Here is a 23,058-nt window from a genome sequence, read left to right as displayed (position 1 = left end):
CAGCACCCGTATGACACCCGCACCGTCCGCATCGCGGACCACCGGCACCGAACCGGACCCGTACACCCTGGCCGCCCCCTGGGCGGACGAACTCAACCACGACATCGAGGAATGGGACGCCCGGGCGGAGTTCCCCTGGGACAAGTGGCGGACGATCCGGCGCTCCGGACTCCTCGCCGTACCGTTCGAGACCCGGTACGGCGGCCGGGGCGGCAGCCTCGTCGACACCATGCGCGCCCTGGAGGGGCTCGGACGCACCTGCCGTGACGCCGGCCTCGGCTTCTCCGCCTCCACCCAGATCGTCAGCGTCGGCGTCCCGCTCCAGGCGTTCGGCTCCGAGGAGCTCAAGTCCCGCTTCCTGCCCCGGATCGTGACGGGCGACCTCATCACCGCGCACGCCATCACCGAGCCGGGCAGCGGCTCCGACGCCCTGAACATCTCCGCCACCGCACGCCCGGACGGCGACGACTACGTCATCGACGGCGGCAAGATGTTCATCACCAACGCCCCGATCGCCGACCTCTTCCTGCTCTACGTGCGCACCGGGAAACCCGGCCCGTTCGGCCTGAGCGTCTTCCTGGTCGAGCGCGACACCCCCGGTCTGCGGGTCGGCGAACCGCTCGGCAAGATGGGGCTGCGCACCTCCCCGCTGAGCGAGGTCGTCCTGGACGGGCTGCGGGTGCCCGCCGCCCGGCGCATCGGCCAGGAGGGCGCCGGCTTCCTGGTCCTCGACCACGTGATGAAGCGGGAGATCCTGTTCTCCTTCTCCCTCACGCTCGGCGAGATGGAGCACCGTCTGGAGCGCGTGCTCGGCTACGCCAGGTCCCGCCGTCAGTTCGGCGGACCGATCGGCGGCTTCCAGGGCGTCTCGCACAAGATCGCCGACATGAAGATCGCCGTGGAGACCGCCCGCAAGTGGCTCACCGACACCGGCGCCAAGGTGGCGTCCGGCCAGGACGCGGCCATCGACGTCGCCGCCACCAAGACCGTGGTCAGCGAGGCCAACAAGCGCACCGCGCTCGACGCCGTGCAGATCTTCGGCGGCCAGGGGTACCTCACCGCCACCGGTGTCGAACGGGACGTCCGCAACGCGGTGGCCGGCACCATCTACTCCGGCACCAGCGAGATCCAGCGCAACCGCATCGCCTCCCTCCTGGGCCTGTGAGCCGGGACCTGACGAAAGGGTCACCATGAACGCACTCACCCCGGACGACCTGCGACGGCTCACCGCCCCCACCGAGTTCCTGGACTACGAGAGCGAGCCGGTCCAGTCCTTCGTCGACGAGGCGGTCACCGACCGCGGCGCGGACCCGCGCCGGCTGGCCGTCGAGCTGTACTACGCCGTCCGCGACGACGTCTTCTACGAGGTGTACGGCGCCGACCTGTCCGAGCAGGGCCTGCGGGCCAGCCGCACCGCCGCCACCCGCAAGGGCTTCTGCCTGCACAAGTCGGCGCTGTACGCGGCGGCCTGCCGGGCCGTGGGCATTCCCGCCCGCGTCCACTACGGCGACGTGCGCAACCACCTCGCCTCCGACCGGCTGCGCGCCCACATCGGCGGCGACGTCTTCTTCCACGGCCTCAACTCCGTCCACCTGGACGGCAGGTGGCTCAAGGCCACCCCGGTCTTCAACAAGATCCTGTGCCGGCTGTACGGGATGCGGCCGCTGGAGTTCGACGGCACCGCCGACAGCCTGCACCACCCCTTCGACGACCAGGGCCGCCGGAGCATGGAGTTCCTGGCCGACCACGGCGCCTTCGACGACGTCCCCTACGGGTTCGTGATGGCGAACATGCGCCGCAAGCACCCCGGCTTCCTGGACGGCACCGGCACCGGCACCGTCCGCGGCGGCTCGCTGTCCGCCGAGGCGTCCGCCTGATGCGGCCCGCCGACGGCACGGACGGCGGCCGGACGCCGGGAGAAGACACCCAGAGGAGGGACGGGATGCGAGACGGGACGGGCACCTCCCGAGCACGGCAGGACGGCTGGCAGGCGCGGGCGCGCATCGGTGTGGTCGTACCGCACGCCGACGTCGGCCCGGAGTCCGAGCTCCAGGCGATCGCCCCCGAGGACGTGTTCGTGCACGGATCGCGCGTCCACTTCGGCGCCATGCGGGCCGGCGGCGAGATGGACCCGAAGATCCCGCACGACCCGGTGCGGGCCTTCGTGGAGCCGCCGCACATCGACGACGCCGTGGAACTGCTGGCCGCCGCCCCGCTCGACGCGATCGCCCTCGGCTTCACCAGCTCCGCCTACGTCCTCGGCGCGGCCGGCGAGAAGGACCTGTTCGCCCGGCTCGCCCGGGTCACCCGCGGCCTGCCGCTCACCGGCACCACCACGGCGGCCGTGGCCGGCTTCACCGCGCTCGGCGTCCGCCGGATCGCCCTGGTCAACCCGCCGTGGTTCGACGACCGGCTGTCCGGGCTCGGCGCCGGCTACTTCGGCGAACAGGGCTTCGACGTCGTCCACCACGCCCCGTGCGGGCTGCCCAGCAACCAGAAACTGATCACTCCGGAAGCGCTGTCCGACTGGATCCGCAGCACGGTCGGCGGGTACCGGCCCGACGCCGTCCTCGTGGCCGGCAACGGCATCCGGGCGGTCGGCGTCATCGACGCCCTGGAGCGGGAACTGGACTTCGCGGTCCTGACCGCCAACCAGGTCCTGTTCTGGCACGCCCTGCACCTGGCCGGTGCGGGCACGGCGGCCCGCGGGATCACCGGGTACGGCCGGCTGTTCGCCGCCGACCCGCAGGGCGGCACCGGATGAGCCTGCTGGCGGCCGACGGGCACGTGGCCCTGTTCGTCACCGACGAAGGCGACGCCCGCCGGGTCCCCCTCGTCTGCTGGCGCGACGACGGCACCTCCGTCCACGGCATGGTCCTCTACCGGGGCGCGCTGCGCCGGGCCGAACACGTACCCGGCTTCCGCCGCTACGCGCACCCCCTGGAGGAGGACACGCCCGTGCCCCGCAGGGACACGCCCGCCGCCCCCCAACCGGCGCCCATGTGACCCGCCCCGTGCGCGGCCTGGACGGACGGCCCCGGTCACCGTCCGTCCGGGACCACGTGCCGCCGCCGCACCGGGGGCCTTCCGGGCCGGCCGCCGCCGTGTCCTCACACGGCCACGGCGGCGGTCAGCCGACCAGGGCCGGCCCCTCGCGGCGCAGCCGCGCGGGTACCGCCCACCACTGGTCGGGGCGGGACACGACCGGGGCGTCCGGACCGGTGTCGAGGTAGCGGGCCAGGCGCAGCAGGTAGGCCGCGACACCGGCCGCGCCCTGCATCCACGACGTGCCCGGCGGCAGCAGCGGGTCCTCGGCGCGGTACTCCACGAAGCGCCAGCGGGCGCCCGCCGCGTCCCTGACCGCCCGCTCCACGAGCGCGTCGCCCATCCGTACCGCGGCGCGCACCAGCGGCTCCGCCTCCGGAGTGCCCGCGAGGTCCTGAGCGGCGTCCAGGAGGACGTCCCCGACGCCGGCCGTCCCGCAGCAGCGGCCGTCGTTGTCCCAGAACCCCGGGCGCAGCCGCTCCGGGATCCCCGAGGCGAGCGTCGAGGCCAGGCAGCGCCGCCGCAGCTCGCCGACGGCGTGCCCCGCCACCTCGGGGACGCCCGCGTGGGCGAGCGCCGTGAACAGGTGCGAGGTGCCCGCGGGACCGTGGCACCAGGTGTACGTCACCGGTTCCACCTCCCGCTTCGACGGCGGGATCGTGTGCGGGACGACGAAACCGCCGTCCGCGAGCGACCCGACGGACAGGACGTGGCGGGCCGCGTCCACGGCGGCCGCGACGAAGTCCTCGCGGCGCAGGGCCGCGCCCGCCACCGCCAGCGCCGCGCCCACCCCGGCCGCGCCGTGCGAGTAGTTCGGACACCGCGACTCGCTGCCCGGCGAGATGCCCCAGTCCAGGCCCGCCCCGGTGCGGTCCGCCATCCGCAGCAGGGCCTCGCCGCCGGTCGTCGCCAGCTCTTCCGCGTACGGGCCGCCCGCCCAGACCGCCGTCATGACCACGCCCGCGACGCCCATGACGATGTCGGTCAGGGGCGCGTCGGAGTCCGGGACGAACGCGGTCGTGGTCCGCCAGCCCTCCGGGGCCGCGAGCTCGGCCAGCCGCCGCAGCGCGGTCGCCTCGCTGCCCGGCGCGAGCAGCCGCAGCGCCGTGGCGTGGCCCGCCAGGCCGAGGTAGAGCGACGGCTCGGTCTCGACGGGTGCCCGCGCCGACAGACGGTCCACGATCCCGGCGGCCAGCGCCTGTTCCCGCGCGTCCGGCGGCCGGTGGCGCGCGATCTCCGCCAGCACCGGGGCGAGCCCGGCGATCCCCGCGTACAGCGAGTCCCGGTCCTCACCGGGCGCCTGCTCCCCGGGGTCCTCCTCCGGCACCGTCTCCGGAAGCCAGGGGCCCGCGTCCTCCCGGACCTGCCCCAGCACCCACGTCCAGGCGGCCTCGCCCAGCTCCCGGTACACCTCGCTCGTCGTCACCGGGACACGCTACAGGGGCCGCCCCGCTGCCCCGTCCGGCCGCCGGTCCAGCGCCGGTAGATCCCGCGGGCCGCCGGCCGCACCGCCGGGACCAGGGCCGGCACCCGGGCGTCCGCCTCGGGCACCACCACCGAGACGGCCGCGACCACCTGCCCGCCGCACCGGATCGGTGATCGTGTATGGCGTGAAGGCGGCCGGCGGGCGCCCACCCCTATGTGCACGCCCACCGCGGAACGCCCCGACAGCCACTCGATGGAGACGACCTCGGCGCCGTCCCGCACCGCCGGCCGCACGTTCTCGTGGGCAGCCTCGTACAGGTCCTCCAGGTACGGCAGCCCGGCCCGGCGGCTTATGCCACCACGTCCACGAAGACCGCGTTCGAGTAGAACCACGTGTCCGCCCACGGGTCGCCGTCGCCCGGCGCGTGGGTGACCGGGCCGTGCGGGTCGACCGACGCGCCCAGGTAGCCGGCCCCGTGACGGTTGCCGTCGCTGCCCCGCAGCCGGACGTAGAACGACTCGTCGCCCGCGGTCAGCGGGATGCGCAGCCTGTAGGTGCCCTTGCGGCCCGAGACGTCCTCGGTCCTGACCACCCTGGTGTCCGGCGCCCGCCAGGTGTCCCGGTCGGCGACCGGACCGCGCACCGCGCCGCGGATCACGTCGACGTGCGCCAACTGCGGCAGAATACCGTGGGAGTTGACCCGGGACGCGGTCGTCACCGTCACGTTCAGGGTGATCCGCTCGCCGCGGCGGACCCGCAGCCGGCCGCCGAGGGTGACGCCCTCGCCGTGGTCGCGGTCCCGCTTCAGACGGACGTCCAGACCGTCCAGCAGGTGCCCGTGGTCCAGCCAGACCCGGCCCGCCCGCAGGCCCGCCATCACCGCCCGGTAGCCGTAGCGGGTCACGCCGACGTGGGTGCGGCTGAACTCGCCCGGCCAGAAGTCGCTGCCGGGCTGCGGGGTGCCGGTGTCCACCGGGTCCGGCAGCCTGCCGGTGTTGTCGAAGTCCTGCCCAGGCGGCCAGTCGCCGTTCCTCCAGGTGTCGAAGACCGTGCGGTGGTTGTCGGAGTTGGTGGTGACGGTGAACGGACGGCCCTCCGACAGCATCGCGTCCCACAGCCCGCCCACCGTCGCCGTGGCCCAGTCGAACCCGCCGTACGTCAGGTAGGCGTCCGCCGGATATCCCGCCCAGGACTGCGCGGACGGCTTGTTCTCGTACTCGCCGCGGATCGAGGAGGCACCGCGCAGGCCGGGGATCGCGGCACCCTGGGCGCCCGGCGCGCCCTCCATGCCGATCATGATCTCGGCCGCCGCGTCCCGCCAGTCGCGGATCTCGTACGGCGAGTCGATCCCGAGCCGCAGCGGATGGTTCGCCAGCACCAGGACGTCGTCGACGTAGCCCGAACGGCGCTGCTCGGCCAGCCACTTGATGGCCTTGACGGCGTGCGCCTGGTTGCGGGCGGTGTCCGCGTCGGCCTCGCCGCCCTTGTCGTAGCCGAGCAGCTTGCCGTCGAAGGCCAGCTCGAACCGCGTGAGCAGGTCGGTCTCGTGGCGGCCCGGCGCGGCGAACACGGTGGCGTGCTCGGCGGCCGGGATGTACCACTCCAGGCCCTGGAAGATCAGCTGGCGCGGGTTGTCCCGACGGGCCCTGAGGATCTCGGCGTGCTCCGACTTCGCGCCGTAGTGGGCGTGCCCGAAGTTGGAGTGCTCGTTGAACACCATCCAGTCCAGGCCGAACCGGGCGGCTGCCTGCGCCTGCTGGGAGAACGTGTACTTCGCGTCGTGGCTGTACACCGAGTGCACGTGGTGGTCGCCGACCAGGTAGGCGAGGCGGGGGTCGTCGCCGCCGGGACCGTGTCCGGAGGAGGCCCGCGCGGGCGTGGCCGCCGATCCGAGGGCGAACGCGGCGCCGAACAGGCCGGCCCGGCGCAGGAGCCCGCGCCGGGACACGCCCTGTGCGTCCAGTCCGGCGGCGGGGACGGCGGGATCGGCCCAGGCGGGCAACTGCTGCTCGGTCATGATGACGATCCTCGTGACGGGGGCAGGGGAGGGTGACGTGCCGGATCTCCGGGGCGGGGTGTCACAGGGTGCGCAGGGTCCAGCTCCAGCGGTGGACGCCCGGTGCGACGAGGTAGGAGGGGAAGGTGTCGGGGCCGCAGGAGGCCGTGCCCAGGCCCCGGTGCGCGGCGTCGATGTGGACCACGCAGCCGGCCCGGGGCACGAGTTCGTCGTGGTGGGCGGCGGCGGTGAGGTCCTCGGCGCGGTAGCGGCTGACGGAGACCTGGCGGGGCTCGTCCAGCTCGACCGCGAGTCCGGTGGCGTCCGGCGCCGACAGCGTGAACCGCCGTACACCGTGGCGTCCGCCGCTCTCCTGGGGCCGCAGGTACGGGGTGAACAGCTCGTCCACCGGCAGCGAGTGGTGGCCGACCGGGGCACCGGCGGCACGGTCGGGGTACGACTCCCAGGGACCCTGACCGAACCACTCCAGCAGCGCCGGCCCGGCCACCGTCTCGAAGACCGAGCCGACCCGGGCCACGTCGTCGAACCCGTCGGGCAGCTCGGCCGACTCCTCGACCCGGATGCCGCCCTCGACCGCGGTGAACTCCTGCCGGTGCCGGACGACTCCCGTCGTCCCCGCGTACTCGGCGAGCACCGTCACACGGTCGTGCGCCCGCCGTACCGAGACCACCTTGCGCACCAGGCTGTCCAGGCCCAAGGCCCGCCAGCGCGGTGCGATCCCGCCGAGTTCGTCGTTGTCGGTGGGGGCCCGCCACAGCGACAGCGTCGGCGCGGCGGCCAGCAGCGGGTGCAGCAGCAGCCCCTCGCCGTCCACCTCGACACCGGGTCCGCCCGGCACGGCCGCCGGGGCGGGGCCGGGGGCCCGCAGCCGGATCTGCGGCGCGCACACCTCCGTACCGGCCGGCGCCCACGCCTGGTCGCCGGCGGTGGTCACGCGCAGCGTCAGCCAGGCCTCGCCGCCGTCCGCCGGGACCTCGAAGGGCAGCGGCACCGCCGCGCTCTCGCCGGGGCACAGCTCGGGCAGCTCGGCCGGACCGGTCAGGGTGCGGCCGTCGGCCAGGGCCAGCTCCCAGGTCGCGGCCAGCCAGTCGAAGCCCCGGAAGTGCTGGTGGTTGGCGAGCACGATGCCCTCGTGCCTGAAGCACCGGATGCGGACCGGTGCCGCGAGTTCCCGGTGCTCGTACAGGGCGGGCTTGGGGGTCCGGTCGGGGAAGACCATGCCGTCCGCGACGAACGCCCCGTCGTGCGTGGCCTCGCCGAAGTCGCCGCCGTACGCCCAGCGGTGACCGGGCGCGGCGACACCGTTGTCGTACAGTCCGGCGCCCGCGCGCCCGACCGGTCTACCGTCGCTCACCCGCTGGAGAATTCCGTGGTCCCAGAACTCCCAGATGAACCCGCCCTGAAGCCCCGGAGTGGACTCGATGGCGGCCCAGTGGTCGGCCAGCGTGCCGTTGCTGTTGCCCATGGCGTGCGAGTACTCGCACTGGATCAGCGGCTTCGTCTGCTCGCCGGAGAGCGCGTGCGCCACGCACTCCGCGAGCGGCGCGTACATCGGGCAGGCGATGTCGGAAGCCACGTCCGGGTCCGCCCAGCCCCGTTTCGCCGCCCCTTCGTACTGGAGCGGCCGGGTCGGGTCGTGCCGCCGCACCCAGCCCGCCGCCGCGTCGTGGTTGGCGCCGTAGTCGGACTCGTTGCCCAGCGACCAGATGATGACCGACGGGTGGTTCTTGTCCCGCAGCACCATCCGCGAGACCCGGTCCACGAAGGCGTTCAGGTAGCGCGGATCGTCGGCGATCTCGTGCGCGTGGTCGTGGGACTCGATGTCGGCCTCGTCGACCACGTAGAGGCCCAGTTCGTCGGCGAGGTCGTAGAACGCGGGGTCGTTCGGATAGTGCGCCGTGCGGACCGCGTTGAACCCGAACCGCTTCAGCAGCACCAGGTCCGCGCGCATGTCGGCGTACGACACGGTCCGCCCGGTGAGCGGGTGGAAGTCGTGCCGGTTGATGCCGCGGACGAACACCCGCTCGCCGTTGACCAGCAGGTCACGGCCGGCGATCTCGACGTCCCGGAACCCGACGCGGTGGTACGACGTGTCGGCGACCGTGCCGTCCGCGCGGTGCAGCCGCACCGTCAGCCCGTACAGCTCGGGCTGCTCCGCGTTCCAGGTGCGCACCCCGGGCACGACGGTGCGGACACGGGCCTCGCCCAGGAAGTCGGAGACCCGGTCGTCCTCGGCGTTGGCCCGGTCGAACCCGGCGTCCTGCGCGAGGAGTTCGCCGTCCAGGTCGGCGCTGACGTACCAGCCGTCCGGCAGCGCACCGCCACGGTCGCGCACCGCGCAGTCCACCCGCAGCTCGCCGCTCCGCCGGGCCCGCACGGTCACGTCGGCGAGGTGCAGCGGGTCGGTCGCGTACAGCAGCACGGAGCGGGTGATCCCGCCGTGCCACCAGTGGTCCTGGTCCTCGATGTGCGAGGCGTCCGACCACTTGACGACGGTCAGGCGGAGCACGGACCGCTCGCCGGGGCGCACCACCTCGGTGAGGTCGAACTCGGCCGCCAGATGGGAGTCCTTGGAGAGGCCCACCGGCCGCCCGTCCACGTGCACCAGCAGGACGCTCTCGGCGGCGCCGACCTGCAGGACGATCCGGCGCCCCGCCCACTCGGCGGGCACGTCCAGGTCGCGCTCGTGGACGCCGGTGGGGTCGGCGGCGGGGGCGTGCGGCGGGAACGCGCCGAACGGCATGGTCACGTTGGTGTACTGCGGACGGTCGTCCGTGTCCTGCATCGTCCACGCGCCGGGGACGTGCAGCGCCGACCACGGGACGCCGTCCGCCGCCGCCTGCGGAGCCGGGAGCAGCCAAAAGCGCCACTCGCCGTCCAGGGACAGGGCGCCCGGACGCCGGTCGACGGCGTTCATGGGCAGCCGCCCCCAGGAGGTCACCTCGGGTGCCTCCCAGGGGCGGAGCGCGGTCAGCGGGTCGGTCACTTGACGGCTCCCTTGGCCAGGTCGCCGATGATCTGGCGGGCACCGACCGCGAACACGATCAGCAGGGGGACGAGGGCGAGGAGCGCGCCGGTCATGACCATTCCGTAGTCGGTGGTGCCGTGGGTGCCGTTGAGCTGGGACAGCGCGACCTGGAGGGTGACGTTGTCCGGGTTGGTGAGGGCGATCAGCGGCCAGGCGTAGTCGTTCCACTGGCCCATGAAGGTGAAGATGCCGAGGAAGGCGAGGCCCGGCCGGACCACCGGGAGGGCCACGTGCCAGTACTGGCGGAGGAAGTGCGCGCCGTCGATGCGGGAGGCGTCGAGGAGTTCGTCGGGGATGGCGCCCTTCATGTACTGGCGCATCCAGAAGATCCCGAACGCGTTGGCCGCCGCCGGCACGACCAGCGAGGTCATCGAGCCGATCCAGCCCAGCTTCGCCATGATCACGAACTGCGGGATGGCGGCCAGCTGGGCGGGCACCATGAAGATGACCATCAGCAGGGCGAACAGCAGGTTCTTGCCGGGGAAGGCGAACTTGGCGAAGACGAAGGCGGCCAGCGAGTCGAAGAACAGGACCAGGAAGGTCACCGAGCCCGCGACCAGCAGCGAGTTCGCCATCGACCCGAAGAAGTCGATGTTGTCGAAGAGGCTGCGGGCGTTCTCCAGGAAGTGCGGTCCCGGCAGCAGCTTCGGCGGGTAGGAGAAGATCTCCGACGTGGTGTGCGTCGACATGATCACGGCCCAGTAGAACGGGAAGGCCGAGAGCAGCAGACCGGCGACCAGGGCGGCGTGCAGGGCGAGTCCGCGGCCGCGGGTGCCCTTGACGGCCCGGGGGCGCGTCGTGCGGATGGATGCCATGGTGTGCGGCCTCCCTAGTCTTCGCCCCGGCGCTGCACCAGGCGCCAGTTGACGATCGAGAAGATGATGACGACGAGGAAGACGCCCCAGGCCACGGCGGCGCCGTACCCGAAGTCGTTGTTGTCGAAGGTCTGCTGGAAGAAGTAGAGGACCATGGTCTGCCCGGCGTGGCCCGGACCGCCCGCGAACGTGGAGTCGTTGGAGGTGGTCTGCAGCAGGACCTGCGGTTCGGAGAAGCTCTGCAGTCCGGTGACGGTCGACACGACGAGCACGAACAGCAGCACCGGCCGCATCATCGGCAGCGTGATCCGGAAGAAGGTCTGCACCGGCCCGGCGCCGTCCATCCGGGCGGCCTCGTACAGTTCGCCGGGGATGGTCTGGAGCCCGGCGAGGAAGATGATCGCGTTGTAGCCGGTCCACTGCCAGGTCATCAGCGTGGCGATGGCCACCTTGATGCCCCACGGGGTGTTCAGCCAGGCGATCTGGTCGATCCCCGCGGCTCGCAGAAAGGCGTTCACCAGGCCGAAGTTGGTGGAGAACACCGACCCGAAGATGATCGCGACGGCGACCACGGACGTCACGTTCGGCAGGAAGTAGGCGAAGCGGTAGACGTTCTTGAAGCGGACCGCCGAGTTGAGCATCACGGCCGTCACCATCGCCAGGAAGATCATGGGGAAGGTGGCGAGCGCCCAGATGACGATCGTGTTCCCGACCGCGGTCCAGAAGTCGGTGTCGCCGAGCAGGTACCGGTACTGCGACAGACCGGCCCACTCCATCGGGCCGAGGCCGTCCCAGCGGTGCAGGGAGACGTAGAGCGAGAAGCCGACCGGGATCAGGCCGAAGCAGAGGAAGAGGAGGTAGAAGGGGGAGATGGCGGCGTACAGGTGCCAGTACCTGCGGATTCCGGTGCGGGGGCCGGCCGCCGCGGGCCGTTCCGTGGTCGTCGGGGGCTTCTCCAGGGCGGTGGCCATCACAGACCCACCCCCAGGTGCTGGGCGATGCGCCGGCACTTGCTCATGGCGTCCTTCCAGGCCTGCTCGGGGTTCTTGCCGAGGACGCCGACGTTCTTGATCTCGTCCTTCAGGGGCTGCCCGAGTGCCACGTCGAACGGGCTGTTGTAGGCGACGGCGATCCGCTGCGCGGCGGGCCCGAAGACGTCCATCGTGACCTGGCCGCCGAAGAACGGGTCGGGCTCGCGCAGGGTCTTCAGGCCGTACGACGCCGGGGTCGAGGGGAAGAGGCCCGCGTCCGCGAACCCCTGGGCCTGGTTGTCCGCGTCGAGCATCCAGGTGATGATCCGGAACGCCTGCTCGGGCTCCCGGCACTCCTTGGTGATCGACAGGAAGGACCCGCCGATGTTGGAGGGCCGTACCGGCATCTGGGCCACCCGCCACCGGCCCTCGGTCCTCGGGACGCCGGTCTTGATGTCGTTGGTGGCCCAGGAGGCGTTGAGCTGGCTGGGCAGCTTGCCGTCCTGGAGCGCGGAGAGCTGGTCGGGCGTGCCGCTGACCAGGTCCGAGACGATCCCCCGCCGCTTCGCCTCGACGGCCAGTGCCCAGGCCCGGCGGACGTGGTCCTGGTCGCCGATGAAGTGCCGGTCCTTGTCGACGTACCGCGCGCCGCCCTGCGTCACCACGTTCTCGAAGACCGCGTTGACGTCGGAGAGCAGGCAGGTCCCCGGGATGCGCTTCTTGAGCTGCTCGCCGGCGGCGAAGAACTTCTCCCAGGTGTCCAGTCCCGCGGAGACGTCGTCGGGTTCGTAGGGCAGTCCGGCCTTCCGGAAGACCTCGTACTGGTAGAAGTGCGCGACCGGGCCGCAGTCGATCGGGAAGCCGACCATGGTGCCGTCGTCGGCGATGCCCTGGTCCCACTTCCAGGAGAGGTACCGGTTCTTGTACGTGTCCGCGCCCAGCGTGCGCAGGTCCACGAACTGGTTCGCGTTCGGCAGGTAGGACGCCATGTCCTCGCCCTTGAGGCCCGCGATGTCCGGGACGTGGGCGCGGCCGGTCATGGTGGTGAGCAGCTTGGACCGGTAGTAGCCGCCGATCTTGACGGCCCGCAGGTCGACGTCGGCGCCGTAGCGGGCCGTGGCCTTTTTGACGACCGTGTCGCCGAGGCCGCCGTCCCAGTACCACAGGACCATGTTCCGGCCGGTGGAACCGGTCGGAACGGCACAGCCGGATGCCAGGCCGCCGAGCGCCGTGGCGGCCGAACCGGCCAGGCCCGCGCGCAGCAGGCCTCTACGTGAGAGCCGCACAGCTCCCACCGCCTTTCGGGTCTTTCGGATCTGTTCGGGACTTTCGCGTGCAGCGTGGGGGAGCGGGGCGTGGGGGCCGCCGTGGGGTGTCAGGGCCGCGGTGCGGGGGGTGTGACGGGTGCGTGGCGCACGGGCGGGCCGGGGTCGGCCGGCAGCCGGCCGGCGAGGAAGCCGTAGGCGCGCCGCAGTCCGGGGTCGGTGACCGACCGCCACCAGCGGTCGACGCCGTACCAGCCGGGGGCCGCGAGCGCCCCGCCGTGGTGGCCGACCGAGAGGCCGGCGGCCAGGACGGCGAACCGCAGCCGTTCGGCCAGCGGCCAGCCGGCGAGCGAGGCGGTCACGAAGCTCGCCCCGAAGACGTCCCCGGCGCCCGTCGCGTCCAGGACGTCCACGGCCAGGGCCGGGACCTCCGCGAACTCGCCGGTGGTCTGGTCGACGGCCACCGCGCCGTCGCCGCCGCGGGTCACCACGGCCACCGGGACCAGTTCGGCGAGCGTGCCGAGGGCCGCGACCGCGCTGTCGGTGCGGGTGTAGGCCATCGCCTCGGTCTCGTTGGGGAGGAAGGCGTGGCACAGGGCGAGCTGGTCGAGGAGGTCGCGGGACCACCGCTGGGTGGGGTCCCAGCCGACGTCGGCGTAGATCCGGGTGCCGTCCGCGGCGGCCTTGGCGATCCACGCGCGGGGTTCGGCCTCCAGGTGGACGAGCGCCGTGCGGGCCGCGGGCGGATCGCCCATCAGCACGTCCTGCGAGTACGGCGGTTCGCAGCCGTGGGTGACCAGGGCCCGGTCCTGTCCGTGGGCGAGGGCGACGGTGACCGGCGTGGGCCAGTTCTCCGCGGTCCGGGAGAGGGCGAGGCCGACGCCTTCCTGACGGGCCAGTACCTCCCGGCAGTGGAGGCCGTAGAAGTCGTCGCCGAAGACCGTGGCCAGTTCGGTGCGCAGACCGAAACGGGAGGCCGCCACCGCGAGGTTCGCGATGCCGCCGGGGCCGCAGCCCATGCCGGCCGTCCAGACCTCCTCGCCCGGTGCCGGCGGCTTCCCGAGTCCGGTCAGGACGAGGTCGTAGAAGAGGAGACCGGTCAGCAGCACGTCGGGTATGTCGTCGTCCACACGCCACCCTCTCGTCAAAACTCGTCAATTTCGATGACGGAATCGTGCGCTGCCACGCGAGATTGGTCAATACATGAGCAGAACTGAGCATAGAAATGATTGAAGATGACGAGTACTGTTCCTCGCGTGCTGGCAGAACGACGACATCAACTCATCCTGCGGGCCCTGCGTTCGGGTGGTCCCGCGGCCGTGACCGACCTCTCCGAGCAACTGGGCGTGAGCCCCGCGACCGTCCGGCGCGACCTGCTGAGACTGGAGGAGGAAGGGCTCCTCACGCGGGTGCACGGCGGCGCCGTCGCCGACGAGGGCGACCAGCCCTTCGCCGAGGTCGCCGAGGTGCGGGTCACGCAGAAGGACGCCATAGCGGCCCGCGCCGCCGCCCTGGTCGCGGACGGCCAGTCGGTCCTCCTGGACATCGGCACCACCGCCTACCGGCTGGCCCGCCAGCTGCACGGCCGGCGCCTCACCGTGATCACCAGCAACCTGGTGGTCTACGAGGAGCTGGCCGACGACGAGGGCATCGAACTGGTGCTGCTCGGCGGCGTGGTGCGCCGCGAGTACCGCTCCCTGGTCGGCTTCCTCACCGAGGACAACCTGCGCCAGCTGCACGCCGACTGGCTCTTCCTCGGCACCAGCGGAGTGCGGCCCGGCGGCCAGGTGATGGACACGACGGTGGTGGAGGTGCCGGTCAAACGGGCGATGATCAAGGCGAGCGACAAGGCCGTCCTGCTCGCGGACGCCGCCAAGTTCCCGGGTACGGGCATGGCGAAGGTCTGCGGTCCCGAGGACCTGGACATGGTGGTGACCGACGCGCCGGTCGACCCGGCGACCCGGTCCGCCCTGGAGGAGGCCGGTGTCGACGTGGTCCTGGCAGGAAAGGCTCAAGCGTGAAACTGACGATTCTCGGCGGCGGCGGATTCCGGGTGCCGCTCGTGTACGGCGCGCTGCTGACGGACCGCGGCGAGGGCCGGGTCACCGAGGTCGTGCTGCACGACCTCGACGCCGGCCGGCTGTCCGCGGTCGCCCGGGTCCTGGCCGAACAGGCGGCAGGCGTCCCGGGCGCCCCCGCGGTGACCGCCACGACCGACCTCGACGAGGCCCTGCGCGGGGCCCGCTTCGTCTTCTCCGCGATCCGCGTCGGCGGCCTCGCGGGCCGGGCCGAGGACGAGCGGGTGGCCCTCGCCGAAGGCGTCCTCGGGCAGGAGACGGTCGGCGCGGGCGGGATCGCCTACGGACTGCGGACCGTCCCCGTCGCCGTCGACATCGCCCGCCGGGTGGCGCGCCTGGCCCCCGACGCCTGGGTCATCAACTTCACCAACCCCGCGGGACTGGTCACCGAGGCCATGTCCCGCCACCTCGGCGACCGGGTCATCGGCATCTGCGACTCGCCGGTGGGCCTCGGCCGCCGCATCGCCCGGGTGCTCGGCGCGAAGGACCCGGGCGAGGCCTGGATCGACTACGTCGGCCTCAACCACCTCGGCTGGGTCCGCGGCCTGCGCATCGCGGGCCGCGACGAACTCCCGCGCCTGCTGGCCGACCCGGCCCTGCTCGGCTCCTTCGAGGAGGGCAGGCTCTTCGGCGCCGACTGGCTGCGGTCCCTCGGCGCCGTCCCCAACGAGTACCTGCACTACTACTACTTCAACCGCGAGGCCGTCCGCGCCTACCAGCAGGCCGAGAAGACCCGCGGCGCCTTCCTGCGCGACCAGCAGGCGCACTTCTACGAGGCGGTCGCCGAGCCCGGCGCGAAGGCCCTCGACGTCTGGGACCGCACCCGCGCCGAGCGCGAGGCCACCTACATGGCCGAGAACCGGGAGACCGCGGGCGCCGGCGAGCGGGACGCCGACGACCTGTCCGGCGGCTACGAGAAGGTGGCCCTGGCCCTCATGCGGGCCATCGCCCGCGACGAACGCACCACCCTGATCCTCAACGTCCGCAACCGCGGCACGCTGTCCGCACTCGACGGCGAGGCCGTCATCGAGGTGCCCTGCCTGGTCGACGCCAACGGCGCCCACCCGGTCGCCGTCGATCCGCTGCCCGGTCACGCGACCGGTCTCGTCTGCGCGGTCAAGGCGGTCGAGCGCGAGGTGCTGGCCGCCGCGGAGTCCGGCTCCCGCGCGACGGCCGTGAAGGCCTTCGCGCTGCACCCGCTGGTCGACTCGGTGAACGTCGCCCGCCGGCTGGTGGAGGGGTACACCGAGGTCCACCCGGGCCTCGCGTATCTTGGGTGACCAGCCGCACGGAAAGCGCTTTCCACACCTCTCCTGGAGACTTCCATGCACGACGAACGCCGCCGGATCGAGGAGCGCGTGGCGCGCCTCCACGACCAGCGCATCAAGCCCGCGGTCCACGCGGCCGCCGTTCCCTTCGAGGTGTCCGCCTGGCAGGCGCCCGGTGAGCCGGTGCCCTTCGAGGAGGCCGCGGCCGCCCCGTACGAGCCGTTCGCCATGGACACCCCGTGGGGCCCGCCGTGGGGCACCACCTGGTTCCGGATGCGCGGGCAGGTGCCCGCCGAGTTCGCGGGCCGCCGGGTCGAGGCGGTCATCGACCTCGGCTTCGTCGGCGACTGGCCCGGCAACCAGGCCGAGGCCCTGGTCCACCTCGCCGACGGGACCCCGCTGAAGGCGGTGAACCCGCTCAACCAGTACGTGCGGATCGCGAACCCGGCGACCGGCGGCGAGGTGATCGACTACCTGGTCGAGGCCGCCTCCAACCCCGACATCCTGGCAGGCGACTTCGCCGCGCCGACCCCGCTCGGCGACGTGCTGACCGCCGGCGACCAGCCGCTCTACACCTTCCGGCGCGCCGACATCGCCGTCCTGGACGAGGAGGTCTTCCACCTCGACCTCGACCTCCAGGTGCTGCGCGAGCTGATGCTGGAGCTGGGCGAGCACGACCCGCGCCGGCACGAGATCGCGCACGCCCTCGACCACGCCATGGACCTGCTCGACCTGGACGACGTCGCCGGCTCGGCCGCCGCCGTGCGCGAGGCCCTGAGGCCCGCGCTGGCCAAGCCCGCGCACGCCAGCGCGCACCGCGTCTCCGGCGTCGGCCACGCCCACATCGACTCGGCCTGGCTCTGGCCGATCCGCGAGACCAAGCGCAAGACCGCCCGCACCTTCTCCAACGTCACCTCGCTGGCCGAGGAGTACGAGGAGTTCGTCTTCGCCTGCTCGCAGGCCCAGCAGTACGAGTGGGTGCGCGACAACCACCCGAAGGTCTGGGCCCGGATCCAGGAGTCCGTCAAGAAGGGCCAGTGGGCGCCGGTCGGCGGCATGTGGGTGGAGTCCGACGGCAACCTGCCCGGCGGCGAGGCGGTCGCCCGCCAGTTCGTCCACGGCAAGCGGTTCTTCATGGAGCACTTCGGCATCGAGACCAAGGGCGTGTGGCTGCCGGACTCCTTCGGCTACAACGCGGCCTACCCGCAGATCGCCAAGCTCGCCGGCAACGAGTGGTTCCTCACCCAGAAGATCTCCTGGAACCAGACCAACAAGTTCCCGCACCACACCTTCTGGTGGGAGGGCATCGACGGCACCCGCATCTTCACGCACTTCCCGCCCGTCGACACCTACAACGCCCGCTTCAGCGGCGAGGAGATGTCCCGCGCGGTCCGCAACTACGCCGAGAAGGGCGGCGCCACCCGCTCGCTGGCCCCGTTCGGCTGGGGCGACGGCGGCGGCGGCCCGACCCGCGAGATCATGGAGCGGGCCCGCCGGCTGAAGGACCTGGAGGGCTCCCCGCGCGTCGAGGTCGAGCACCCGGACGCCTTCTTCGCCAAGGCCCGCGCCGAGTACGAGGACGCGCCGGTCTGGGTCGGCGAGCTGTACCTGGAGCTGCACCGCGCCACCTACACCTCGCAGGCCCGCACCAAGCAGGGCAACCGGCGCAGCGAGCACGGGCTGCGCGAGGCCGAGCTGTGGGCGACCACCGCGGCCCTGCACGCGCCCGGCTACCGCTACCCGCACGAACGGCTCGACCGGCTCTGGAAGACGGTCCTGCTCCACCAGTTCCACGACATCCTGCCGGGCTCCTCGATCGCCTGGGTGCACCGCGAGGCGGAGGCCGAGTACGCCCGGGTCGCCGCGGAACTGGACACGCTGACCGCCGAGGCGCTCGCGGCGCTCGGCGGCGGCCCGGCCCGGGTCTTCAACACCAGCCCCTACGACCGCGCCGAGGTCGTCAGGGACGCGGCGGGCACGCCGGTGTACGTCGAGGTCCCGGCGAACGGCAGCGCCCCGCTGACCGCCGCCGCCGAGGCCCCGCGGCCGGTGACGGCCGAGGGCCGGGTCCTCGACAACGGACTCGTCCGGGTCGAGGTCGCCGAGGACGGCACCCTGTCGTCGGTGTACGACCACCGGGCCGGCCGCGAGGTCCTCGCCGGCCAGGGCAACCTGCTGCGCCTGCACACCGACCTCCCGAACTACTGGGACGCCTGGGACGTCGACAAGCACTACAGGAACCGCTACACGGACCTGCTGGAACCCTCCGAGATCACGGTCTGCGAGGCCGACCCGCTGACCGGCTCGATCCGCGTCACCCGCCCCTTCGGCAACGGCTCGACGATCGTCCAGACGATCACGGTCCGGGCCGGCAGCCCGCGGATCGACTTCGAGACGGACATCGACTGGCACGAGGCGGAGAAGTTCCTCAAGGCCGGGTTCCCGGTGGACATCCGCGCCGCGCACTCCTCCGCGGAGATCCAGTTCGGCCACGTGCAGCGGCCCACGCACACCAACACCAGCTGGGAGGCGGCCCGGTTCGAGGTCTCCGGCCACCGCTGGGTGCACCTCGCCGAGCCCGGCTACGGCGTCGCCGTCGTCAACGACTCGACCTACGGCCACGACGTCTCCCGCACGGTCCGCGAGGACGGAGGGACGACCACCACGGTCCGCCTCTCCCTGGTCCGCGCCCCGCGCGTCCCGGACCCGGGCGCCGACCAGGGCCGGCACCGCATCACCTACTCCCTGCTGCCCGGCGCGAGCGTCCCGGACGCGGTCGCCGCGGGCTACGCCCTCAACCTCCCGCTGCGGGTGGCCGATTCGGCCGGTGAGCCGCAGCCGGTGGTCTCGGTGGACGGCGCGGGCGTGACCGTCGAGGCGGTCAAGCTCGCCGACGACGCCTCCGGCGACGTCGTGGTCCGGCTCTACGAGTCCGGCGGCGGCCGCGCCCGGGGCGTGCTGCGCACCGGCTTCCCGCTCGCCGGCGCCCAGGTCACCGACCTGCTGGAGCGCCCCCTGCAGGACGCGGCCGCCGACGGCGACACCGTCGCGGTGGAACTGCGCCCCTTCCAGATCCTCACCCTGCGGCTGCGGAGGGGCTGACCGGATGGCCGTGCAACCCTGGTTCACCGACGCCAAGCTGGGGATCTTCGTGCACTGGGGCATCTACGCCGTCGACGGGGTCCAGGAGTCCTGGTCCTTCTACGACGGCGTCGTGCCGCACGAGCGGTACATGTCCCAGCTGGAACGGTTCACCGGCGCCCGCTACGACCCGAGGGCGTGGGCGGACCTGTTCGCCCGCGCCGGCGCCCGGTACGCCGTGCTGACCAGCCGCCATCACGACGGGGTCGCCCTGTGGGACACCGCGTACGGCTCCCTGAACCTCGGCAGGGACTACCTCGGGCCCTACGCCGAGGCCCTGCGGGAGAAGGACCTGAAGGTCGGCCTCTACTACTCGCACTCCGACTGGAACCACCCCGACTACGCCTCCACGCGCAAGCCGGGCCGCCCGCCGGAGCAGGAGGACAACCGCTACTCGGAGGTGGCCGCCGGGCACGAGGACCCGGCCGCCTGGGAACGCTTCCTCGCCTACCGCGACGGCCAGATAACGGAGCTGGCCTCGCGGATCCGGCCGGACCTGATGTGGTTCGACGGGGAGTGGGAGCGCAGCGGGGAGCAGTGGCGGATCCCCGGCCTGGCCGCGCTGATCAGGTCGTACGTCCCCGATGTCGTCTTCAACGCGCGGATGCTCGACGAAGGCGACTACGCCACCCCCGAGCAGGGCGCCCCGGTCGTGCCGCCCGACGGCCCGTGGGAGCTGTGCCTGACGATCAACGACTCCTGGGGGTACCAGCACCATGATCACAACCACAAGTCCCTGGCCCAGCTGATCCGGTACTTCACCGAGACCATCGGCGGCGGCGGAAACCTGCTGCTCGACGTCGGGCCGATGGAGGACGGCACCGTCCCGCCACCGCAGGCGGAGCGGCTGGAGGGACTGGGGGAGTGGATCCGGCGGCACGCCGAGGCGGTGTACGGCACCGGGCGCGGGCTGCCGGCCGGGCACCACTACGGGCCCAGCACCCTCTCGGCCGACCGGCGCACCCTCTACCTCACCCTGTTCGACGCCCCGCGCGCCGAGATCGGCGTCCGGGGCCTGGCGACGGCCGTCCGCGGGGTCACCGTGCTCGGCACCGGGACCGAACTCGGCCACCGGGTGGTCGGCGGGCTGCACGAGGCGGTCGGGGTGCTGTGGATCGATCCGCCGCCGGCGGCCGACCTCGATCCGTACGCCACGGTCCTCGCCGTCGAGCTGGACGGGGAACTGGCGCTGTACCGGGGATCGGGCCGGTCCTGACGGGACAGGCGAGGTACGTCGCGAAATCTCATATGAAGAATTAAGAGAACGGTAAGTCAGCAGGTCACGGCGGCTTTTCGGGCCGCCGTGACCCCTTTGGTTCGCCTCCCGGACATCTGGGGTTCGCCTTCCACCCCTGGGATGCGGAACGGCAGGGACGACAGAAAGGCATCACCGTGCGAGACCCGCGCATGTCAGCGATCGCCAGGGGGCTCAAGCGCCGCGGACGGCTCATGGCGCAGGCGGTGAGCCCCCCGCGCAGGACGCTGGACGCGATCCCGACCCAGCGCCCGGCACGGCCCGAGCCCGCCGACGCCTACGTGGCCCCGCGCGCCCCGCGCCTGGTGGAGTCACCGGTCTTCGTCCTCTCCTCGGTCCGCTCCGGCTCCACGCTGCTGCGCGTCCTGCTCAACAGCCACAGCCGCATCCGGGCCCCGCACGAGATGCACCTGCGCACGGTCCACGTCCGGATGTCCCGGGAGTTCACCGCGGACGCCATGAAGGAACTGGCCCTCGACCGCGAGGAGCTGGAGCACGTCCTGTGGGACCGGGTGCTGCACCTGGAACTCAGCCGCAGCGGCAAGGACCTCATCGTCGACAAGACCCCGCCGAACACCCTCATCTGGCCCCGGCTTCAGCGATGTTGGCCCGAGGCCCGGTTCGTCCTGCTGCTGCGCCACCCCGGCGCCGTCATCCAGTCCCTGACCAGCCGCCGCGCCGACCCCGACCACGAGGCGATCCGGGCCGAGGTGCTGGACTACGCCGAGAAGCTCGAAGAGGCGCGCCTGAAGCTGCCCGGCGCCCACGTGATCACCTACGAGGACCTCACCGCCGAACCGGAGCGGATCACCCGCGAGCTCTGCGCGTACCTCGGCGTCCCGTGGGAGAGCGGCATGCTCGACTACGGCAAGCAGGACCACGGCACGTTCAGGCCGAAGCTCGGCGACTGGAGCAAGGAGATCAGGTCCGGCCGGATCCAGGCCGCGCGCCAGGCCGACCCGGCGGCCGCGCTCCCGCCTCGGCTGGCCGGGATAGCGAAGGCGTGGGGGTACCCGGTCTAGGGCACCCCCACGCCTCCTCCGGCGTCGCCGCTCAGCCGGTGAAGCCGGCCGTGATCGAGGTGAACTGCCAGGTGTTCTGGCTGATCCCGGAGCAGTTGCTCACCACGCCGCCGCCCGCGCAGCCGCGGTCGCGGTTGACGGCCCAGAACGCGAGCCGGGCGATGTGGTGCGTGTTGCCCCAGTCGCGGATCTGCGTCCAGATCGCCGGGGTCGTGGTCTCCTGCTGGTCCGACAGGCCGTTCATGCCGGAGATCCCGATGTGCGCGTAGGCCGTCGCGTCGTCCCACCCGAAGGTGGACTTCAGCTTGGTCTTCAGCCCCTCGGCCGCCGCCACGGTGTTGCCGTACATGTCGGCGCCGCCGCCGAAGTCGAACGGCATGATGGTGAAGACGTCGATGTTCGCGCCGAGCGACTGGGCCTGCTCGATGAGCCGGTTGCCGTAGTACGTCGGCCCGGTGGTGGACGTACCGAAGGTGACGATCGTCCGCAGGCCGGGGTTGTTGGCCTTGACCGTCTTCAGGGCGGTCAGGATCTTCGCCTGCACGGCCTCGTTCTCGAACTCGTCCGTGTTCTCGACGTCCATGTCGACGGTCTTGAGCCCGTACGCGTCGATCACCTTCTGGATGGCTCCGGCCAGCGCGCTCGCCGAGGAGCAGTTGGCGCCGAGCTTGCTGCCCTGCCAGCCGCCGAACGACGGGGTGATGTCACCGCCGGCCGCCTTGATCTGGTTGATCGCGGTCTGGTCGGCGCCGCCGGTCAGCGGCCGGCTGCCGTCCCAGGCCGGGGTGCAGCCGCCGGAGTCCAGCACGAAGGCCATGGTGAAGTTCTTGATGCCGGTCGCGCTCATCACCGTCGCCGGGCTCGGCGGGTCGCCCCAGCCCTCGTACAGGTAGGGCGCCGCCTGCTTGAACCCGGTGCCGCCGCCGGTGCCCGCGTCCGTGGTGACGCTCACCGCGTTGGAGGCGGCCGAGACGTTGCCCGCCGCGTCGCGGGCCTTCACGGTGAACGTGTACGCAGTGCTCGCGGACAGTCCGCCGACCGTCGCGGACGTGCCGGAGACGCTCGTCGCCAGGGTCGACCCGCGGTAGACGTCGTAGGCCGTCACCCCGACGTTGTCCGTCGCGGCCGACCACGACAGGGACACGCTCGACGAGGTCTTCCCGGTGGAGGCGAGGTTCGTGGGCGCGGTCGGCGCCTGGGTGTCGGAGCCACCGCCGCCGGGCCCGTCGAGGCTGATGTCGTCGGCGTAGTAGGTGCCCTGCGCGTACCAGCCGTGCACGTAGATCTGGGCGCTGGTCTGCGAGGCCCCGGTGGTGAAGGAGACGCTCAACTGGCTGTACTGGGACGGCGAGCTGGTCCACGTGGAGGCACCGCCGGTGACCCCGAGGTAGACGTAGGAGCCGCGCACCCAGCCGCTGAGCGAGTACGTGGTGTTGGGCTGCACGGCGACGGTCTGGGCGCACTGGGCGGTGTCACTGGAACTCACGGCCCCCGCGAGGGCCTTGGACCCGCCGTGCACCGGCGAGGACACGACGGAGCCCAGGTTCCCGGTGCAGGACCAGGGCGACAGGCTCCCCGACTCGAAGCCGGGGTTGGTGAGGACGTTGGCCGCCTGCGCGGTACCGGGAAGCGCGATGGCCCCGGCGAGCGCGAGGGCGCCGGAGCCGAGCAGTGCGAGCAGCCGACGTCTGGAACGTCCGAATGAGTTGCGCACGCGATCTCCCTGC

The 23,058-nt window shown here is 72.5% G+C and carries 17 protein-coding genes; 9 read left to right on the top strand and 8 right to left on the bottom strand.

The window, feature by feature from the left end:
- Positions 1 to 10: 10 nt before the first annotated feature.
- The 4 genes from ACIQOE_RS10505 to ACIQOE_RS10490 all read left to right on the top strand — a co-directional run bounded on the left by ACIQOE_RS10505 (position 11) and on the right by ACIQOE_RS10490 (position 3,006).
- Positions 11 to 1,165, top strand: a complete 1,155-nt coding sequence (locus tag ACIQOE_RS10505) for an acyl-CoA dehydrogenase family protein (protein ID WP_365568467.1) — start codon at positions 11 to 13, stop codon at positions 1,163 to 1,165.
- Between the two features lie 25 nt (positions 1,166 to 1,190).
- Entirely contained in the window at positions 1,191 to 1,877 is a 687-nt protein-coding gene (locus ACIQOE_RS10500) for a transglutaminase family protein (protein ID WP_401410906.1), read from the top strand.
- A 65-nt stretch (positions 1,878 to 1,942) separates the two neighbouring features.
- Positions 1,943 to 2,764 carry a maleate cis-trans isomerase gene (locus ACIQOE_RS10495; protein ID WP_401410903.1) on the top strand — a complete coding sequence of 274 codons (822 nt, stop codon included), beginning with the start codon at positions 1,943 to 1,945 and terminating at the stop codon, positions 2,762 to 2,764.
- Positions 2,761 to 3,006 (top strand): DUF6253 family protein, encoded by a 246-nt coding sequence (locus tag ACIQOE_RS10490; RefSeq protein WP_399013263.1) that lies wholly within the window; start codon positions 2,761 to 2,763, stop codon positions 3,004 to 3,006. Before ACIQOE_RS10495 ends, ACIQOE_RS10490 begins: the two co-directional genes overlap by 4 nt.
- Before the next feature lie 124 nt (positions 3,007 to 3,130).
- Here the strand turns inward: ACIQOE_RS10490 and ACIQOE_RS10485 are convergent, their stop codons facing one another.
- The 7 genes from ACIQOE_RS10485 to ACIQOE_RS10455 all read right to left on the bottom strand — a co-directional run bounded on the left by ACIQOE_RS10485 (position 3,131) and on the right by ACIQOE_RS10455 (position 13,697).
- Positions 3,131 to 4,471 carry a lanthionine synthetase LanC family protein gene (locus tag ACIQOE_RS10485; protein ID WP_401410901.1) on the bottom strand — a complete coding sequence of 447 codons (1,341 nt, stop codon included), beginning with the start codon at positions 4,469 to 4,471 and terminating at the stop codon, positions 3,131 to 3,133.
- Between the two features lie 349 nt (positions 4,472 to 4,820).
- On the bottom strand, positions 4,821 to 6,488 hold the full coding sequence (locus ACIQOE_RS10480; RefSeq protein WP_399013266.1) for a PHP domain-containing protein: 1,668 nt from the start codon (positions 6,486 to 6,488) through the stop codon (positions 4,821 to 4,823).
- 61 nt (positions 6,489 to 6,549) lie between these two features.
- A complete protein-coding gene (locus tag ACIQOE_RS10475; protein WP_401410899.1) occupies positions 6,550 to 9,474 on the bottom strand; it encodes a glycoside hydrolase family 2 TIM barrel-domain containing protein in 2,925 nt (974 codons plus the stop codon).
- Positions 9,471 to 10,331 (bottom strand): carbohydrate ABC transporter permease, encoded by an 861-nt coding sequence (locus ACIQOE_RS10470; RefSeq protein WP_362167576.1) that lies wholly within the window; start codon positions 10,329 to 10,331, stop codon positions 9,471 to 9,473. The genes ACIQOE_RS10475 and ACIQOE_RS10470 overlap by 4 nt, the downstream gene beginning before the upstream one ends.
- Before the next feature lie 14 nt (positions 10,332 to 10,345).
- Positions 10,346 to 11,302, bottom strand: coding sequence for a sugar ABC transporter permease (locus ACIQOE_RS10465; protein WP_351314846.1), 957 nt, complete (start codon positions 11,300 to 11,302; stop codon positions 10,346 to 10,348).
- Positions 11,302 to 12,588, bottom strand: coding sequence for an ABC transporter substrate-binding protein (locus ACIQOE_RS10460; RefSeq protein WP_401410895.1), 1,287 nt, complete (start codon positions 12,586 to 12,588; stop codon positions 11,302 to 11,304). Before ACIQOE_RS10460 ends, ACIQOE_RS10465 begins: the two co-directional genes overlap by 1 nt.
- An 89-nt stretch (positions 12,589 to 12,677) precedes the next feature.
- Positions 12,678 to 13,697: a carbohydrate kinase family protein gene (locus tag ACIQOE_RS10455; protein WP_401410893.1), complete on the bottom strand. Its 1,020-nt coding sequence runs from the start codon at positions 13,695 to 13,697 to the stop codon at positions 12,678 to 12,680.
- Between the two features lie 126 nt (positions 13,698 to 13,823).
- Here ACIQOE_RS10455 and ACIQOE_RS10450 point away from each other — a divergent pair, with 126 nt between their 5' ends.
- The 5 genes from ACIQOE_RS10450 (at position 13,824) to ACIQOE_RS10430 (ending at position 21,331) form a co-directional block, all read left to right on the top strand.
- Positions 13,824 to 14,588 (top strand): DeoR/GlpR family DNA-binding transcription regulator, encoded by a 765-nt coding sequence (locus tag ACIQOE_RS10450; protein ID WP_351314839.1) that lies wholly within the window; start codon positions 13,824 to 13,826, stop codon positions 14,586 to 14,588.
- Positions 14,585 to 15,925 carry a 6-phospho-beta-glucosidase gene (locus ACIQOE_RS10445; protein WP_362642917.1) on the top strand — a complete coding sequence of 447 codons (1,341 nt, stop codon included), beginning with the start codon at positions 14,585 to 14,587 and terminating at the stop codon, positions 15,923 to 15,925. The genes ACIQOE_RS10450 and ACIQOE_RS10445 overlap by 4 nt, the downstream gene beginning before the upstream one ends.
- Positions 15,926 to 15,970: 45 nt before the next feature.
- Complete coding sequence (locus ACIQOE_RS10440; protein WP_401410890.1) at positions 15,971 to 19,015, top strand: alpha-mannosidase; 3,045 nt, start codon at positions 15,971 to 15,973, stop codon at positions 19,013 to 19,015.
- 4 nt (positions 19,016 to 19,019) lie between these two features.
- Entirely contained in the window at positions 19,020 to 20,270 is a 1,251-nt protein-coding gene (locus ACIQOE_RS10435; protein ID WP_365557562.1) for an alpha-L-fucosidase, read from the top strand.
- Between the two features lie 191 nt (positions 20,271 to 20,461).
- Positions 20,462 to 21,331, top strand: coding sequence for a sulfotransferase (locus ACIQOE_RS10430; RefSeq protein WP_362642913.1), 870 nt, complete (start codon positions 20,462 to 20,464; stop codon positions 21,329 to 21,331).
- 31 nt (positions 21,332 to 21,362) lie between these two features.
- On the opposite strand, the gene ACIQOE_RS10425 is transcribed toward ACIQOE_RS10430, so the two are convergent.
- Positions 21,363 to 23,045 carry a carbohydrate binding domain-containing protein gene (locus ACIQOE_RS10425; RefSeq protein WP_363014319.1) on the bottom strand — a complete coding sequence of 561 codons (1,683 nt, stop codon included), beginning with the start codon at positions 23,043 to 23,045 and terminating at the stop codon, positions 21,363 to 21,365.
- Positions 23,046 to 23,058 lie beyond the last annotated feature (13 nt).

Origin of the sequence: Streptomyces sp. NPDC091282 (genome assembly GCF_044757385.1) — a bacterium.
GTDB classification, from domain to species: Bacteria; Actinomycetota; Actinomycetes; order Streptomycetales; family Streptomycetaceae; genus Streptomyces; species Streptomyces gramineus.
The sequence above is the reverse complement of the archived record's forward strand: the minus strand, read 5'-3'. Positions and strand labels throughout refer to the sequence as shown.

What these genes read in the sequence shown, in the direction of transcription:
- ACIQOE_RS10470 (WP_362167576.1), bottom strand. Translation starts at nt 10,331, where the DNA reads ATGGCATCCATCCGCACGACGCGCCCCCGGGCCGTCAAGGGCACCCGC.
- ACIQOE_RS10435 (WP_365557562.1), top strand. Translation starts at nt 19,020, where the DNA reads ATGGCCGTGCAACCCTGGTTCACCGACGCCAAGCTGGGGATCTTCGTG.
- ACIQOE_RS10490 (WP_399013263.1), top strand. Translation starts at nt 2,761, where the DNA reads ATGAGCCTGCTGGCGGCCGACGGGCACGTGGCCCTGTTCGTCACCGAC.
- ACIQOE_RS10465 (WP_351314846.1), bottom strand. Translation starts at nt 11,302, where the DNA reads ATGGCCACCGCCCTGGAGAAGCCCCCGACGACCACGGAACGGCCCGCG.
- ACIQOE_RS10440 (WP_401410890.1), top strand. Translation starts at nt 15,971, where the DNA reads ATGCACGACGAACGCCGCCGGATCGAGGAGCGCGTGGCGCGCCTCCAC.
- ACIQOE_RS10495 (WP_401410903.1), top strand. Translation starts at nt 1,943, where the DNA reads ATGCGAGACGGGACGGGCACCTCCCGAGCACGGCAGGACGGCTGGCAG.
- ACIQOE_RS10430 (WP_362642913.1), top strand. Translation starts at nt 20,462, where the DNA reads ATGTCAGCGATCGCCAGGGGGCTCAAGCGCCGCGGACGGCTCATGGCG.
- ACIQOE_RS10500 (WP_401410906.1), top strand. Translation starts at nt 1,191, where the DNA reads ATGAACGCACTCACCCCGGACGACCTGCGACGGCTCACCGCCCCCACC.
- ACIQOE_RS10505 (WP_365568467.1), top strand. Translation starts at nt 11, where the DNA reads ATGACACCCGCACCGTCCGCATCGCGGACCACCGGCACCGAACCGGAC.
- ACIQOE_RS10480 (WP_399013266.1), bottom strand. Translation starts at nt 6,488, where the DNA reads ATGACCGAGCAGCAGTTGCCCGCCTGGGCCGATCCCGCCGTCCCCGCC.